Origin of the sequence: Nocardia sp. NPDC058244 (genome assembly GCF_042882065.1) — a bacterium.
In the GTDB taxonomy this organism is placed as follows: Bacteria; Actinomycetota; Actinomycetes; order Mycobacteriales; family Mycobacteriaceae; genus Nocardia.
This window is the reverse complement of the sequence record NZ_JBHVWX010000002.1, coordinates 497,620-513,742: the sequence shown is the minus strand read 5'-3', so window position 1 is coordinate 513,742 and position 16,123 is coordinate 497,620. Positions and strand designations below refer to the sequence as shown.

Below are 16,123 nucleotides of genomic sequence, written 5' to 3'. Positions count from 1 at the left end.
GCCGCCGCGCCGCGCGAGGACCTCGTCGCCCTGGTAGACGGGGCCTGGGCGGAGATCAAGGGGAAGGTGCGGGAGTTCGGGCCGACCTTGCAGGCGCTGCTGTCGGGGGCGGCGGTGTCGCGGGCCGAGGGTGACGTGATCGTGTTCGCGCATCAGAGTCCGCCGTTGGCGCAGCGGCTGTCGGATCCGCGCAATATCGACGCGGTGCGGTCGGCGGTGCGCGCGGTGCTCGGCCGCGAGCTGGATGTGCGCTGGGAGACGGGTGCGCCCGCGCCACGTCCGGCGGCGAAGGCGGCGAGTGCTCCGGCGCGCGGTGCGGGTCAGGGTGAGGCCAAGCCGGCGGGGCGGCCCAAGTTCTCCCGGCCCAGCCAGGCCAACGGCAATCAGGCGGGTCAGGCCAAGCGGGCCGCCGACGACGACATCCCGCCGCCCGATTTCCCCGACCTTCCCGACGACCCCGGCCCCGATACGGGGTACGGGCCCGATTCGAGCCGGTCCGGTGGCGATTCCGGGCACGGTTCGAGGCCGGGCGACGCGGTGCTGGCGCCGCCGACCCCGGAAGAGGAGCAGGAGATGCTGGCCGCCGCCGCGGAGCCGGTGGCTCCCGGCGATCGGCAAGACCCGGACGAGGTCGCTCTGGCGTTGCTGCGAGACGAGCTCGGAGCGAAGAGTCTGGATGGTTGACAGCCACCGGCTCGACCACGTTAAGTTAACCGGAGTTCGCACACCACGGTAGTATGAACGGGTGGCCGGAATCGCCGGATGGAGCATGGCTCTGTGCTCCGTCGGCGCTGCCGGATTTGTACGGCGTCGAGACAGTTGGTCGTGGCGTTCGTGCGGCCACCGCACCCCAAGGAAGGAAACACTCCGATATGACCACAGAGGCCTACATCTACGAGGCCATCCGCACTCCGCGCGGCCGCGGCAAGAAGAACGGCTCGCTGCACTCGGTCAAGCCGATCGATCTGACTGTTGGTCTGATCCAGGAGCTGCGTGGCCGCTTCCCCAACCTCGACGAGGACCAGATCTCGGACCTCATCCTCGGCGTCGTCACCCCCGTCGGTGACCAGGGCATGGACATCGCCCGTGTCGCCGTCACCATCGCGGGTCTGCCCGACACCGTCGGTGGCTTCCAGCTCAACCGCTTCTGTGCTTCCGGCCTCGAGGCCGTGAACCTGGCTGCGCAGAAGGTTCGCTCCGGCTTCGACGACCTCGTCATCGCCGGTGGCGTCGAGTCCATGTCGCGCGTGCCGATGGGCTCCGACGGCGGCTCGTGGGCGCTCGACCCGGCCACCAACTACGACGGCTACTTCGTGCCGCAGGGCATCTCGGCCGACCTGATCGCCACCATCGAGGGCTTCTCCCGCGATGACGTCGACGCCTACGCGGTGCGTTCGCAGGAGCTGGCCGCCAAGGCCACCACCGGCGGCTACTTCGCCAAGTCGATCGTCCCGGTCAAGGACCAGAACGGCCTCGTCGTGCTCGACAACGACGAGCACATGCGTCCCGGCACCACCGCCGCCGACCTGGGCAAGCTGAACCCCTCCTTCGCCGGCATCGGCGAGATGGGTGGCTTCGACGCCGTCGCGCTGCAGAAGTACACCTACATCGAGAAGATCAACCACGTCCACCACGGTGGCAACAGCTCGGGCATCGTCGACGGCGCCGCCCTGGTGCTGATCGGCTCCGAGGAAGCGGGCAAGAACTCGGGTCTGACCCCGAAGGCCCGCATCGTCGCGACCGCCACCTCCGGTGCGGACTCGACCATCATGCTGACCGGTCCGACCCCGGCCGCCAAGAAGGCGCTGGCCAAGGCCGGTCTGACGATCGAGGACATGGACCTCGTCGAGATCAACGAGGCGTTCGCCTCCGTGGTGCTGAAGTTCCAGAAGGACCTCAACGTCCCGGACGAGAAGCTGAACGTCAACGGCGGCGCGATCGCCATGGGCCACCCGCTGGGTGCCACCGGCGCGATGATCACCGGCACCGTGGTCGACGAGCTGGAGCGCCGCAACGCGCGCTACGGCCTGGTCACCCTGTGCATCGGCGGCGGCATGGGTGTCGCCACCATCATCGAGCGCGTCTGATCCCCGGCCGAAACTTCTCATAGGAGAGAACGAAAACTTATGACTGACAACATCATCGGCTGGGAGAAGGACGCCGACGGCGTGGTCGTCCTGACGATCGACGACCCCAGCCAGGGCGCCAACACCATGAACGACGCCTACCTGGACTCGATGGCCGCGACCGTCGACCGCCTGGAGGCCGAGAAGGACGACATCACCGGTGTCGTGCTCACCTCCGGCAAGAAGACCTTCTTCGCCGGCGGCGACCTGAAGAACATGATGCAGGTCGGCCCGGAGGACGCGGCTGCGGTCATGGACATGGTCACCCGCGTGAAGGCCCCGCTGCGTCGCCTCGAGCAGCTCGGCAAGCCGGTCGTCGCCGCCATCAACGGCGCCGCCCTCGGCGGTGGCCTGGAGATCGCGCTGGCGACCCACTACCGCGTCGCGGCCGACGTCAAGGGCTCGGCCATCGGCCTGCCCGAGGTCTCCCTCGGCCTGCTGCCCGGTGGCGGCGGCGTGACCCGCACCGTGCGCATGCTCGGCCTGCAGGGCGCGCTGATGCAGGTGCTGCTGCAGGGTCAGCGTCACCGCGTCACCAAGGCCAAGGAAATCGGCCTGATCGACGAGGTCGTGTCCTCGGTCGAGGAGCTGCTGCCCGCCGCCAAGGCGTGGATCGCGGCCAACCCCGAGGCGGCCCAGCCGTGGGACAAGAAGGGCTTCAAGATCCCCGGCGGCACCCCGTCCACCCCGGCCTTCGCGGCGAACCTGCCCGCGTTCCCGGCCAACCTGCGCAAGCAGATCAAGGGCACCAACATGCCCGCCCCGCGCGCCATCATGGCCGCGGCGGTCGAGGGCGCGCAGGTCGACATCGACAACGCGCTGACCATCGAGGGCCGTTACTTCACGAGCCTGCTGACCGGTCCGGTCGCGAAGAACATGATCCAGGCGTTCTTCTTCGACCTGAACCACATCAACGGTGGCGGTTCGCGTCCGAAGGACGTGCCGAAGCGTGAGATCAAGAAGATCGGTGTCGTCGGCGCCGGCATGATGGGCGCGGGCATCGCCTACGTCTCCGCCAAGGCCGGCTACGAGGTCGTCCTCAAGGACGTCAAGCTCGAAGCCGCCCAGAAGGGCAAGGCGTACTCGGAGGCCATCGAGGCCAAGGCCCTCTCCCGTGGCAAGACCACCCAGGAGAAGTCCGACGCGCTGCTGGCCCGCATCACCCCGACCGCGGACGCCGCCGACTTCAAGGGCGTCGACTTCGTGATCGAGGCCGTGTTCGAGAACCCCGAGCTCAAGAACAAGGTCTTCCAGGAGATCGAGGACATCGTCGACGCCGACGCGCTGCTCGGCTCGAACACCTCGACCCTGCCGATCACCCTGCTGGCCGACGGTGTGAAGCGCTCCGAGGACTTCATCGGTATCCACTTCTTCTCCCCCGTGGACAAGATGCCGCTGGTGGAGATCATCAAGGGCGAGAAGACCTCCGACGAGGCGCTGGCCCGGGTGTACGACTACACCCTCGCCATCAAGAAGACCCCGATCGTCGTCAACGACAGCCGTGGCTTCTTCACCTCGCGCGTGATCGGTACCTTCATCAACGAGGCCATCGCGATGGTCGCCGAGGGCATCGACCCGTCCACCATCGAGCAGGCGGGCCTGCAGGCCGGTTACCCGGCGGCGCCGCTGAAGCTCTCGGACGAGCTGAACTTCACCACCATGCAGAAGATCTACAAGGAGACCGCCGAGGCCATCCTTGCTGCCGGTGGCGAGCTCAACGCCGCGTCCGCGAAGACCGCCGAGGTCATCGACTCGATGGTCAACGAGCACAAGCGTTCCGGCAAGCTGGGCGGCGCTGGCTTCTACGACTACGTCGACGGCAAGGCCACCGGCCTGTGGGACGAGCTGCGCTCGATCTACAACTCGCAGCGTGAGCTCCCGGAGGGTGTCACCTTCCAGGACCTCAAGGACCGGATGATGTTCGCCGAGGCCATCGAGACCCAGAAGTGCTTCGACGAAGGCGTGCTGACCAGCACCGCCGACGCGAACATCGGCTCGATCTTCGGCATCGGCTTCCCGGCCTGGTCGGGCGGCTCGCACCAGTTCATCGTCGGCTACCCCGGTGGCCAGGAGGCCTTCGTGGCCCGTGCGGACGAGCTGGCCAAGAAGTTCGGCCCGCGTTTCGAGGTCCCGGCCTCGCTGCGCAAGTAAGCGGCACCCGGCTCCGGCCGGACCGGAAGCCCGTCACCGTTCGCGGTGGCGGGCTTCCGCCGTGTCGGGCTGGGTCACCCGTAGGTCACCACGAGCGGCGCGTGATCGGAGAGCCGCTCGCCGGGTGACGATTCCTTGTCCGCGGCGACGGCCGTGGCCAGCCGGGCGAGGTTCGGTGTCGCGAGCTGGTGATCCACCCGCCAGCCCACATCCTTGACGAACGACTGGCCCGCCCAGCTCCACCAGGTGAGCGGGCCAGGCCGCTCGCCGTGCACCTGCCGCACCACGTCGACGAGCCTGCGGGTGCCCAGCACCGTGCCGAACCACTCGCGGTCGGCGGGCAGGAAGCCGTCCATCGTGCGCGCGGCACGCCAGTTGGTCACGTCGTGCTGGGTGTGGGCGATGTTCAAGTCGCCGGCGAGGAGGAACTCGCGTCCCGACGCGAGTGCCGCGAGTCGGTTCCGGCACAGTTCCCGGGCGAACGCCGCGAGAAACCGGTGCTTGCGCTCGTATTTGAGACCGCCGTCGGGCTGTTCACGCATCGATCCCGGACGCTGCAGATGCGCGGGCAGCCCGCCCTTCGGGAGATAGAGACAGGCCACCGTCACCGCGCGGTCGGCCAGGTCGACCTCGAGGTAGCGGCCCTGCGTGGCGAACTCGCCGAGTCCGCGGGCCTTGGGTGGATGGGTCACCCATGTCCGCACCGCGGCGGCGGGAACTCTCGTCAGCACCGCCACCCCGTTCCGGCCTGCCACGGAACCGACGTCGACAGCGGCCGAGTAGCCCGGAAAAGTTCCCACTTCCGAGGCGGGACAACGCAGTTCCTGCAGCGCGACGACGTCGGCCGACCGAGCCCGCAGCCACGTGTCGAACCCACGACGCCGCGCCGCGCGAATCCCGTTGACATTGAACGTGGCGACAGTGAACGAATCGACGACCGGCGAACTCATGCGCAACACTGTGCCGGAGCCGCGCACCGCCCGAGGCGCCGGGACCGCCCTGGTCACCGGCCGACGCTCGCCGACGATGGCGCGGCGCCGAACTCCGGTGTCGGCCAACCGTGGCCGCCACAGCATCGAATCTCCACCCGATGGATGCCATATCGCGCTAGCTTGGATATGTGCGGATATTCGGGCGCGCGCCCGATAGGTCGCACGCCGACCGATACGCCGGTGACGCCGATTCGATGTGTGAGGTGGTCACATGGATCCGCAGCAGACGCGCATAGCGAACACGCAGCGCCAGCAGGCTCCCGGCGAGGTCGACGAGACCGTGATCGCCGAGCTCGACGCCATGGGCCTGACCGGGGCCAAGGAGATCGGGCGCGGCGGATTCGGCGTGGTCTACCGGTGTCTGCAACCCGCGCTGGACCGGGTGGTCGCGGTGAAGGTGCTGTCCTCGGAGATCGACGAGGAGAGCCGCGAGCGGTTCCTGCGCGAGGAACAGGCGATGGGCAGGCTCTCCGGCCACCCGAACATCGTGGACATCCTGCAGGTCGACGTGACCGCGACCGGGCTGCCGCTGATCGTGATGCCGTACTGCTCGCGGGGTTCGCTCGAACGTCTCATCCATGATCGCGGCCCGCTGACCTGGGCCGACACCCTGCGCGCCGGGGTGAAGCTGGCTGCGGCGATCGAATCGGCGCATCGGGCCGGGATTCTGCACCGGGACGTGAAACCGGCGAACGTGCTGATCAGCGGGTACGGCGAACCGCAGCTCACCGACTTCGGGATCGCCCGCATCCCCGGTGGCTTCCAGACCTCGAGCAGCCTGATCACCGGCTCGCCCGCGTTCACCGCGCCCGAGGTACTCAAGGGCGAAGAACCAACCGTTCAGTCCGATATATACGGGCTGGGCGCGACCCTGTTCGCCCTGCTGACCGGGCACGCCGCCTTCGAACGGCAGGCGGGGGAGAAGGTGGTCGCCCAGTTCCTGCGGATCACCACCCAGCCGGTGCCCGACCTGCGCGCCCAGGACATCCCCGACGACGTGGCCGCGGTGATCGAGGCGGCGATGTCCCCGGATCCGGCCGACCGGCCCGCCTCGGCCTACGAGTTCGGCGAGATGCTGCGCGAGGTGCAGCGCGCGCACGGCCAGATGCCCGACGAGATGGCCCTGCTCGACACCGAGCCCGCCGAGATCGACGCGGGGACCCCGGAGGCGCTCAAGGCCGTCACCGCCCGGCGCAGCTGGCCGCTCACCCTGCAACCCGCGGGCGCCTCGGTGCCGTTGCGCAGTGGCGGCGGCGGATCCACCGGCACCTTCCCGCCCACCGCGGCCACCAAGTTCCGGCCGCCGACCCCGGCCCGCGAGCCGTTCCCGCGCCAGCGGCTGCTCGACGTGCTGCGCGCGGGGGGCAATCGCCGCTTGGCGCTGGTGCACGCGCCCGCCGGGTTCGGCAAGAGCACGGTCGCCGCGCAGTGGCGGGCCGACCTGGTCGCCAGGGACATCCCGGTGGCCTGGCTCGGCGTCGACCAGGACGACGACAGCGAGATCTGGTTCCTGGCCCACCTGATCGAGGCCATCCGCCGGGTGCGTCCCGATGTCGGCGCAGGCTTGGAGCAGGTGCTCGAGGAACGTCCCGCCGACGCGTCCGCCTTCGTGATCGCCACCCTGATCGACGAGATCCACGCCAGCGATCGCAGCGTGGTGGTCGTCGTCGACGACTGGCACCGCGTCCGCGACCCCGGCGTACACCGCGCGATGGCGGCGTTGCTCGACAACGGTTGCCACCATGTGCGTTTCGTGGTGACCAGCCGCGACCAGTCCGGACTGCCGATCAGCAGGCTGCGGGTGCGCGACGAACTGGTGGAGCTGGGCCCGGCCGAGTTGCGCCTCACCGAGGCCGAGACCCGCCAGATCCTGGTGGAGCGCAACGGTTTCGCGCTCACCGACGAGCAGGTCGAGCAGATCCACACCGCCACCGAGGGCTGGCCCGCCGCCATCCAGCTGGTGAGCCTGACCCTGCGCGGCAAGGCCGACCCGGTCCAGCTGCTCAGCTCGCTGGCCGAGGGCGGGCACGGCATGCGCGAGTACCTGGCCGAGAACGTTCTCGACAGTATCGCGCCGGAGCTGCTGGAGTTCCTGATGGCCATCTCGGTGGTCGAGCGGGTCAACGGCTCGCTGGCCACCGTGCTCGCCGACGTCCCCGACGGCGCGGCCCTGCTCGAACAGGCCGAACAGCGTGAGCTGTTCCTGCACCGGATCGAGCACGACCCGGAGTGGTACCGGATGCAGCCGCTGTTCGCCGAGTACCTGCGGGCCCGGCTCGAACGCGAACACCCCGGTCGCGCGAAGGTGCTGCACCGCAAGGCGGCTCGCTGGTACGCCGAGCATCAGCTGCTGCGCAAGTCGGTCGACCACGCGCTGGCCGCCACCGACCTCAAGCTCGCCGCCGACCTGCTGGAGAGCGGCGGCATGGACCTGATCGACCGGTCCCGGCTGGCGACGCTGCTCGGCAGCGTCTCGAAACTGCCGGTGCAGCAGGTGACTTCCCGCTCCAAGCTGCTGATGGCGGTCGCGCGGGCGAATATGAACCTGCAGGAGACCAGCACCGCGCGCACCGCGCTGGGCCGGTTGTCGAACCTGCTGGCGCGCGGTGGCGGCGGCGAACCCGAGCTGGCCGAACAGCGCTGCGCGGCAACGGTGCTCGAGGCTGCCGACCGGGTCGCGCACGACGACCTCGACGGGGTGGCCGACAAGCTGGCCGCCTGCCTGGAGTCGCCCGACGAGCTGCCCGCGTGGACGGTCTCGACCGCGGCCAACCTGGTGTCGTTCGTCCGGCTGTGCGAGTTCGATTTCGTGGGCGCGACCGAGATGCAGGACTGGGCGGTCGAGTATCACGTGCGGTCCAAGGACCCGCTCGGCCCGGTCTTCGGCCTGTGCGCGCGCGGTGCCGCCGCCTACGAGCAGCTCGACATCGCCACCTCCACCGAGTGTTTCGAACTGGCCTACGACACGGCGCGGGACCGGGCCGGGCCGCGCTCGGACGCCGCGCGGGTGGCCGCCGCGCTGCTGGGCGAGGTCGCCTATCGGCGCGGTGACCTGGACCTGGCCGACCGGCTGCTCGACGAGAGCCACGAGCTGGTCACCCGGGTCGGACCGGTCGACTTCCTGGTCGCGACCTTCGTGATCGGCGCGCGGGTGAAGGCCGCGCTCGGTGACCAGTACACGGCGTCGGCGCGGTTGGCCGAGGGCGCGCGGGTGGCCGCGGCGAACGGGCTGGCCCGGCTCGACGCGCAGGTGCGGGCCGAGCGTTCGCGCCTCGGTCTGCCCGCCGGTGACGGCACCGACCAGTTCGCCACCGACCTGTCGGGCAACGGCAAGCGGTCCAAGTCCGGTGCGGCGGTACTCATCGCGGAGGCGCGCGAATTCGCCGAGATCAGGACGCTGCTGGCCGAACAGCGCCTGCGGGCCGACGACCGGGCCGCCCGGCACGCGCGGGTGCTCTACGCGCGGCTGCTCGATCAGTCCCGTCCGCGCGCGGAACTGGACGCCACGCTGCTGCTCGCCGAGTGCCTGGCCTCGGCGGGCTGGGTCGGCGAGGCGACCGGACTGGTCCTGCCGGTGCTGCGCACCTGCGCCGACCTCGGCTGGACCAGGCCGCTGCTCGACGCGGGGCCGGGGGTCGTCGGACTGCTGCACGTCCTGCGCACGCAATCCCATGAGGGACAACCGCATCCACTGCTGGCCGAGGTGCCCGGCCACTTCCTCGACGAGCTCCTGGTCTGAGCCGATGGCTCGGGTGCGCGGCCACGCACCCGAGCTCAGGCTCGGATTACGGCTGCCACCACGGGCGCAGCGGGACGTCCCAGCTGCCGTTCTTGTCCAGCTTCACCCCGAGCACGTGGTGCAGCTGCACCACATTGCGCTGGAAGCCCAGCCGGCAACCCGCCATGTACAGGCCCCACACCTTCGCGGTGCCCTCGCCGACCTCGGCGACGCAGGCATCCCAGTTCTCGACCAGGTTCTTGCACCATTCGTGCAGGGTGAGCGCGTAGTGCTCGCGCAGGTTCTCCTCGTGCAGAACTTCGAGGCCGATGTTCTGGACCTCGGAGATGATCCGGCCCGAGCCGATCAGCTCGCCGTCGGGGAACACGTAGCGGTCGATGAAATCGCCCGCCTTGGTGGTGCGGGTGTTGTCCGGCCGGGTGATGCAGTGGTTGAGGAACAGGCCGCCGTCGCGCAGCTTGTCCTTGATGTAGCCGAAGTAGAACGGATAGTTGTGCACGCCGATGTGCTCGGTGAGGCCGATCGAGGAGACCGCGTCGAACTCGCCCTCCGGGATGTCCCGATAGTCGCTGTGCCTGACCTCGGCGAACTCGCCGAGACCCTCCTCCTCGATCTTCTGCTGCGCCCAGGCGGCCTGCTCGGCCGAGAGCGTGGCGCCGATGACCTTCACGCCGCGCCGGGCCGCGTAGCGGACCATGCCGCCCCAGCCGCAGCCGATGTCGAGCAGCCGGTCGCCTTCCTTCAGCCGCAGCTTCTCGAAGATCAGCCGGTACTTGTTCTCCTGGGCCTGCTCCAGGGTCCAGTCGGGCTCGCCGTAGACCGCGCAGGTGTAGGTCATGGAGGGGCCGAGGACGTACTCGTAGAACGTGTTCGAGACGTCGTAGTGGTGGTGGATCGCCTCGGCGTCGCGGGTCTTGGAGTGGCGTAGGCCCTCCAGCGCGATCCGGCGCCAGCGGGGCAGGGTCTCCTGTGGCGGTGGCGCGATCGGCTTGAGCCGCTCCCAGCCGAGCGAACGGGCGATGGTGACCAGCGACAATGCCGACGGGCGATGGAACTTCATCGCCTGCATGGCCTTCAGGATCTCGTAGGGGTCGCCGGGGTGCACGCCGTCGGCGACCATGTCGCCCGCGATGTAGGCGCGGGCCATGCCGAGGTCACCGGGGGCCGAGGCCAGGTAGTTGATGCCGCGCGGCGTCTTGATGTCGAGGGTGAACCGCGAGTCCTCCGGCCCGGTGGCGCTGCCGTCGTAGGCGGTCAGCCGGATCGGGATGTCCCCGTCGATGAGCGTCTCGAACACCTCGGCGATCGTGAGCCGGGTTCCCAGCTCGGCGAATACCTCGGATCGGTCCTTGAATGTCGTCACTTGCGTTGCACCGCCTTCGAATACAGATTCAGCAGTCGTTGGTCCGGGTCGTAACGGTTCTTCAGTTCGGTATAGGTCGCGCCGCCGTACAGCTCGGCGAACTCGTCCTCGGCGTAATAGGCGTCCGAGTACAGCGACTTGTGCCCGTCGAATTCGGACACCGTCTGCTCGATCGCGCGGTTGGCCGCTCCTTCCGGTTGTCCCGGCACGGTCGGGACGGCGGACCAGAACCCGACGTTGACGTAGGTGCGCCGTGGTTCGAGCGGGTACAGCGGCCACGGCCGCTCGCCCGCCGGGTCGCCGGCGGTCTCACGCAACCGCAACGGGCACAACCAGATCGGCTCGATCGGTATTTCCTTCAGGAACCATTCGACGAAATCGGCGGTGCGGTGCACCGGCACCTCGATGTCCTGGACCACCCGTTCCTGTGGTGGATTGCCCTTGCGGGCCTCCAGGCGGTCACCGATGTGGTATTTGCGGTCGAGGGCGACCAGCTTCCAGTAGAAACTGCTGCGGCGGTACGCCTTCGGCCAGAACCGGCGGATCTTCGGGTTCTGCGTGCCGAAGGCGCGGGAGCACCAGAACCAGTCGGTGTCCCAGCGCCACAGGTAGTCGTGGATGGTCAGCCGGTCGCGTTTCACGCCGTCGGCGTGCTGCAGCGAGCGGTAGTAGATGTCCATGCCGGTGTAGTCGCTGACCGGGCCCGGTTCGTCGGTCTGCCTGCCGAGGGTGAGGTAGCTCTCGGTCGCGGTGAACACGACGCCGTCGAGGTAGTCGACCTGCTCGCCGTCGTAGCTGCGCTCGGTGACGATGCGCTCGAGCTCGGCTTCGAGTTCGCGCAGGTCGTGGAAGCGCACGTGGCGCAGCGCGACATACGGCTTGACGGGTTCGAGCTCGATCTTCAGCCGGACCGTGTAGCCGAGCGTGCCGTAGGAGTTGGGGAAGCCGCGGAACAGATCGGCGGTCTCGCCCTCGGGTTTCACCGTGACGATCTCGCCGGAACCGGTCAGCACGTCCATTTCCAGCACGGATTCGTGCGGCAGGCCGTTGCGGAACGACGTGGATTCGATGCCGAGACCGGTGACGGCACCACCCAGCGTGATGGTCTTGAGCTGCGGGACGACCAGCGGCGCCAGACCGTAGGGCAGCGTCGCCGCCACCAGGTCCTCGTAGGTGGTCATGCCGGCGACATCGGCGGTTCTCGCTTCCGGGTCCACCGCGATCACCCGCCCGAGGCCCGACACATCGAGGCCGGGCGCGGTGGTGGCCGCCCTGGCCCGGAACAAGTTCGACGTCTTCTTCGCCAAGCGGACGACGGCGCCGGGTGGAATGGCGCGATAGCTTGCCAGCAGTCGCTCCACACCCTCCCGGTGCGCGGCATATCCAGACTCGCGTGCGGCCGGTTCGTGGCCGGCCCTACCCAAAAGACTCACTGCCACGTCATCGACGCTAGTACGACCGTGTCCGTCGGGCTACCGAATACCGCCCCGCCACGATGAAATGTCACGCACATGTTTCCCTTTCGCCCAACCTGGTCGGGCGATCCGGTGAGGCACAGGGCAGGATGTAACCCGGTCGAGATATCGCACCCCCGACAAGGAGTCAACAGTGGGACAGGTCAGCGCCAGCAGTTCGATCGTCGTCGCCGCGGATCCGCAGCGCACGCTCGAAGCGATCGGCGACTACGAGACGATCCGCCCGCGCATCCTCTCCTCGCACTACCGCGACTACAAGGTCGTCGAGGGCGGCAAGGGCGCGGGCACCGTGGTGGAGTGGACGCTGCAGGCGACCGAGAAGCGCTCGCGCAACGTGCGCGCGAGCGTCACCGTGTCGGACTCGATCCTCACCGAGCGCGACGCCAACTCCTCGATGGTCAACACCTGGACCGTCACCCCGGACGGCGCGGGCGCCCAGGTCACCCTCCGCACCACCTGGACCGGCGCCGGCGGCGTCTCGGGCATCTTCGAGGGCATCTTCGCCCCGCTCGGCCTGAAGAAGATCCAGGCCGAGGTGCTGGCCAACCTGGCCCGCGAACTGGCCTAGCTCACTCCTTGCCGATGTCGAAGAGGTTTCCTTCGGGGTCGGCGAGGGTGACCCACTGCTGGCCGTACTCGTCGAAGTCGCCGACGTGCTTGGCACCCAGGCTGATCGCGCGCTCGACGTAGTTACGCCATTCGGCGGAGTGGAAGTCCAGGTGCACGACGTTCTTGCCCGGCGTCTTGTCCGGCACCTGGACGAACATCAGCACGGGCGAGGCGCCCGAGGTCTGGCCGACGGTGGCGAAGGCCGCGGAGGCCTCCGGGTCGACGGGGCGATCGAGCAGCTGGGCGTAGAACTCGGCCAGGGTGTTCGCGTCGTCGCAGTCGAACGTGACGTTGCCGAGGGCGAGAGTCATCGGATTTCTCCTTCGGTGATCGGCCAGCACACTTCGGTGCGGTAGTCGGCCGGGTTATCGGTGATGTCCGGTCCGACGAGATAGCGCTCGCGGACCGGTTCGTCGGGAAGAACGGTGTCGTGCTCGGCGACGTGGCTGCCGAGCGCGCCGTAGGTGCGGTCGAAGTCCTCGAACGCGCCCGTGTGCACGGCGATGGCGAAGCGGCGGGCCGGGAACTCGGTGATCGCGAGCCCGTCGGGTGCGATCAGCGCCGTGCCGGGCGGCAGCGGCACATACGCGGTGACCGCGCCGGCCGCCTCGGTGAAGAACTCGGTCGAATAGGTCGCGCCCGCGACCCCGCCCGGCGTCACGCCCGCGGCGAGCAGGCTCACGTAGAGCTGCTCGAACGCGGTGCCGCACCACGGCGCGATCGCGTCGCGGTCGACCGATTCGGTGCGGGTGAGCGCGGTGAACGCGGGCTCGACCCGGTAGTCCACCCGCAGCGGCGGCGCGGGCACGGTGAGCAGCGCGCGCAGCGAGGCGACCACGTCGCGGGTCCGCTGTAATTCGGCTTCCATCCTGGTCAGATGGGCGCGCAGGGTGGCGTCGCGGTCGGCGGGTTCGGCCGCGGCGAGCACGGTGCGGATATCGGGCAGCGGCATGTCGAGATCGCGCAGCCTGCGGATCAGGTGCGCGGTCTCGACCTGGTCGGTGGAATACCGGCGATAGCCGGTGCCCGCGTCCACCGCGACCGGGGCCAGCAGCTCGATCTCGTGGTAGTAGCGCAGCGTCTTGACGCTCAGATGGGTGAGGCGGGCGAACTCGCCGATCGCCACGGTGGCTGTCATGAGATCAGCCAACACCCTCCAGCCGGGGGAGGGTCAACAACGACTCACGCGGGGGCGAGCACGAAGGCCGCCATCAGCGGCCAGTCGCCCTCCCGCCACCACGAGTAGCCGAACCAGACGCCCGGACTGATCTCGCGGATCTCGTCGTAGACCTGCGGTGTCGGCGACGGCGCGTAGTTCAGGGCCCAGGTCGGGCCGCCGTCGAGGATGGACGCCGCCCGGTAGACGTCGGCCGGGAAGGCCTCGATGCCCGCGCTGGTGACGCGATTGGTCAGGTTGCCGCCGTCGGGTCCGGTGCGGAACACCTTGCCGATCCACAGCGACGCCGCCATCGGTTCGAATTGCGGCGGGCGGGTCAGCCAACCGTTGGTGACGCCGGTCGGCACCGCGCCCTCGCGCGCGTCGCGGTAGATCTGATCCTGCTGGGTGACGCTGCAGCGAAAACGCAGCGAATCCAGGGTCACCGCGGAATTGCCGGGGTCGACGACACAGCCGCGACCGTAGTCGGTGAGCTCCGTGCCAGGGCCGGCCGACGCGGGCGCCGTGGGCAGAACGAGCAGGCCGACGGCGGAGAGCGTGGCGGTGATCAAGGACGCGCGAATGACACTCATCAGTTCTCCCTCGGATTGCTGAACCCTGTCCCGACCCAGGCTCGATCCTAGGCACGAGTCCCCGGACGGGTCTCATCGCGGACAGGCAGCAATCAACCTGTTACCGAGCAGGTCACGGGTAACGGCCCGGTCGGTATGCGCCATCGCCGGGGCGGGTGTGGGAGTATCCCGGCGGCGCGTGAGGACTACGCTTGACGCGGACGAAACTTCTGAGAGGACGTGCTGTGCAACCCGATGGTGGTCAGTTCGATATGCAGGCCCTGCTCGCCCAAGCCCAGCAGATGCAGCAGGCCGTGATGCAGGCCCAGGCCGAGCTCGCCGAGTCCGAAGTGCAGGGTCAGGCCGGTGGCGGTCTGGTCGCGGCGACCATCAAGGTCAGCGGTGAGGTCACCGCGCTCACGATCGACCCGAAGGTCGTCGATCCGTCCGATGTCGACGGCCTGCAGGACCTGGTGATCGGCGCGATCAACGACGCCATGGCCAACGCGCAGAAGCTGGCCGCCGAGCGCCTCGGCCCGCTCTCGCAGGGACTCGGTGGCGGTTCGCTGCCCGGTCTGCCCGACTTCTGATGTATGAGGGTCCGGTCCAGGATCTGATCGACGAGCTGGGCAAGCTGCCCGGCGTCGGTCCGAAGAGCGCCCAGCGCATCGCCTTCCACCTGCTGCAGGTGGAGCCGCCGGAGATCGACCGGTTGCAGGCCGCGTTGCAGAAGGTGCGCGACGGCGTGCAGTTCTGCGTGTCGTGCGGCACCGTCGCCGACGGTGAGCTGTGCCGGATCTGTGCCGACCCGCGCCGCGACCGCACGATGATCTGCGTGGTCGAGGAACCCAAGGACGTGCAGGCGATCGAGCGCACCCGCGAGTTCCGTGGTCGCTACCACGTGCTCGGCGGTGCGCTCGATCCGCTCAGCGGCGTCGGACCCGATCAGCTGCGGATCAGGGAACTGCTGACCCGCATCGGCAATCAGGACGACGGCGTCGACGTGAGCGAGGTGATCATCGCGACCGACCCGAACACCGAGGGCGAGGCGACGGCCACCTACCTGGTGCGCATGCTGCGCGATTTCCCCGGGCTCACCGTCACCCGGCTGGCCTCGGGCCTGCCGATGGGCGGCGACCTGGAGTTCGCCGACGAGCTGACGCTGGGCCGCGCGCTGTCGGGCCGGCGGGCGCTCTAGAACTCGACGCGGGTCCAGTCCACGCCCTTGCCCGCGGCGGGGTCCTCGGTGGTCCAGGCCCAGATGATGTCGGCGACCTGCGCCGGATCGTCGATCGTGGCGCCGAAGTGCTGGTCCGGGGACCCGTCGCGGTACTCCAGGGTGTAGGGGCCGCTCGGGTCGCGGTAGGTCTGGATGTAGCGCTGCTCGCCGCGCTCGACGATCAGGTACGGGTTCGGGTCGGCCAGTCCGGCGACCCAGCGCCGCGCCAGTTCCTCGGTGAGATACGGGAATTCGCCGGCGCCGCCGTGCGTGACGGCGATCGGCACGTGCCCGGCCGGGTCGATCAGCCAGGTCAGCTGCGGGTCGTAGACGGCGTAGCCGCGCGGGGTGGCCAGGTCGAAGAGCAGATTGCGGACGAAGCCGATCGCGTCGTAGGGCGAGGGAACATAGAGCGTCGTCCCGTTCGCGCCGCCGACCGACTCGACGTTCAGGAACGAGTCGTCCACCGGTAGTTCGGCGTTGCGGGCGTTCAGTTCGGTCGCGATCTCGACGATCTCCGCGGACTCCGGCTGACCTTCCTGGGCAGCCAGGTACGTGTCCACCTCGTCGACGGAGGTGGCGACGCCGGACGGCAAGAGGATGTGGTCGTAGCTCACCCGGTCAGCCTACGGGTCGGTCGGTTCGTGCTGGTTCGGCAGCCTTTGGTGCGGCTGTGTTGCCTGCGGGTTTCGACCTGATGCCCGTCGGGAAACTCCGGTTT

The 16,123-nt window shown here is 69.0% G+C and carries 13 protein-coding genes; 6 read left to right on the top strand and 7 right to left on the bottom strand.

Annotated elements, in window-relative coordinates:
* Positions 1-872: 872 nt before the first annotated feature.
* Complete coding sequence (locus ACFVW6_RS08600) at positions 873-2,087, top strand: acetyl-CoA C-acetyltransferase (protein ID WP_355281002.1); 1,215 nt, start codon at positions 873-875, stop codon at positions 2,085-2,087.
* Positions 2,088-2,126: 39 nt separating this feature from the next.
* A complete protein-coding gene (locus ACFVW6_RS08595) occupies positions 2,127-4,277 on the top strand; it encodes a 3-hydroxyacyl-CoA dehydrogenase NAD-binding domain-containing protein (protein WP_378824891.1) in 2,151 nt (716 codons plus the stop codon).
* A gap of 74 nt (positions 4,278-4,351) precedes the next feature.
* On the opposite strand, the gene ACFVW6_RS08590 is transcribed toward ACFVW6_RS08595, so the two are convergent.
* Positions 4,352-5,227, bottom strand: coding sequence for an exodeoxyribonuclease III (locus ACFVW6_RS08590; RefSeq protein ID WP_378824893.1), 876 nt, complete (start codon positions 5,225-5,227; stop codon positions 4,352-4,354).
* Between the two features lie 253 nt (positions 5,228-5,480).
* Between ACFVW6_RS08590 and ACFVW6_RS08585 the strand changes: the two genes are divergently transcribed.
* Positions 5,481-9,008: a protein kinase gene (locus ACFVW6_RS08585; RefSeq protein ID WP_378824896.1), complete on the top strand. Its 3,528-nt coding sequence runs from the start codon at positions 5,481-5,483 to the stop codon at positions 9,006-9,008.
* A 46-nt stretch (positions 9,009-9,054) separates the two neighbouring features.
* Here the strand turns inward: ACFVW6_RS08585 and ACFVW6_RS08580 are convergent, their stop codons facing one another.
* Both ACFVW6_RS08580 and ACFVW6_RS08575 read right to left on the bottom strand, forming a co-directional pair.
* The gene (locus ACFVW6_RS08580; RefSeq protein WP_365009725.1) at positions 9,055-10,371 is read right to left on the bottom strand and encodes a class I SAM-dependent methyltransferase; all 1,317 of its coding nucleotides are present in this window, start codon (positions 10,369-10,371) and stop codon (positions 9,055-9,057) included.
* A complete protein-coding gene (locus tag ACFVW6_RS08575; protein ID WP_357346601.1) occupies positions 10,368-11,804 on the bottom strand; it encodes an FAD-binding oxidoreductase in 1,437 nt (478 codons plus the stop codon). Before ACFVW6_RS08575 ends, ACFVW6_RS08580 begins: the two co-directional genes overlap by 4 nt.
* A gap of 175 nt (positions 11,805-11,979) precedes the next feature.
* On the opposite strand from ACFVW6_RS08575, the gene ACFVW6_RS08570 reads away from it, so the two are divergent.
* Complete coding sequence (locus ACFVW6_RS08570; protein ID WP_355280994.1) at positions 11,980-12,414, top strand: SRPBCC family protein; 435 nt, start codon at positions 11,980-11,982, stop codon at positions 12,412-12,414.
* 1 nt (position 12,415) lies between these two features.
* Here the strand turns inward: ACFVW6_RS08570 and ACFVW6_RS08565 are convergent, their stop codons facing one another.
* From ACFVW6_RS08565 to ACFVW6_RS08555, 3 genes are read right to left on the bottom strand one after another with little or no spacing between them, the layout of a single operon-like run.
* On the bottom strand, positions 12,416-12,766 hold the full coding sequence (locus ACFVW6_RS08565; RefSeq protein WP_378824899.1) for a VOC family protein: 351 nt from the start codon (positions 12,764-12,766) through the stop codon (positions 12,416-12,418).
* Positions 12,763-13,593 (bottom strand): MerR family transcriptional regulator, encoded by an 831-nt coding sequence (locus ACFVW6_RS08560; RefSeq protein ID WP_378824901.1) that lies wholly within the window; start codon positions 13,591-13,593, stop codon positions 12,763-12,765. Before ACFVW6_RS08560 ends, ACFVW6_RS08565 begins: the two co-directional genes overlap by 4 nt.
* Positions 13,594-13,637: 44 nt before the next feature.
* Positions 13,638-14,204, bottom strand: a complete 567-nt coding sequence (locus ACFVW6_RS08555; protein WP_378824903.1) for a hypothetical protein — start codon at positions 14,202-14,204, stop codon at positions 13,638-13,640.
* A 251-nt stretch (positions 14,205-14,455) separates the two neighbouring features.
* On the opposite strand from ACFVW6_RS08555, the gene ACFVW6_RS08550 reads away from it, so the two are divergent.
* Complete coding sequence (locus tag ACFVW6_RS08550; RefSeq protein WP_378825692.1) at positions 14,456-14,773, top strand: YbaB/EbfC family nucleoid-associated protein; 318 nt, start codon at positions 14,456-14,458, stop codon at positions 14,771-14,773.
* The gene (gene recR, locus ACFVW6_RS08545) at positions 14,773-15,381 is read left to right on the top strand and encodes a recombination mediator RecR (RefSeq protein WP_019044526.1); all 609 of its coding nucleotides are present in this window, start codon (positions 14,773-14,775) and stop codon (positions 15,379-15,381) included. The genes ACFVW6_RS08550 and recR overlap by 1 nt, the downstream gene beginning before the upstream one ends.
* Here the strand turns inward: recR and ACFVW6_RS08540 are convergent.
* A complete protein-coding gene (locus tag ACFVW6_RS08540) occupies positions 15,378-16,019 on the bottom strand; it encodes a hypothetical protein (protein ID WP_378824906.1) in 642 nt (213 codons plus the stop codon). The two genes, recR and ACFVW6_RS08540, sit on opposite strands and share 4 nt — an antisense overlap.
* Between the last annotated feature and the right edge of the window lie 104 nt (positions 16,020-16,123).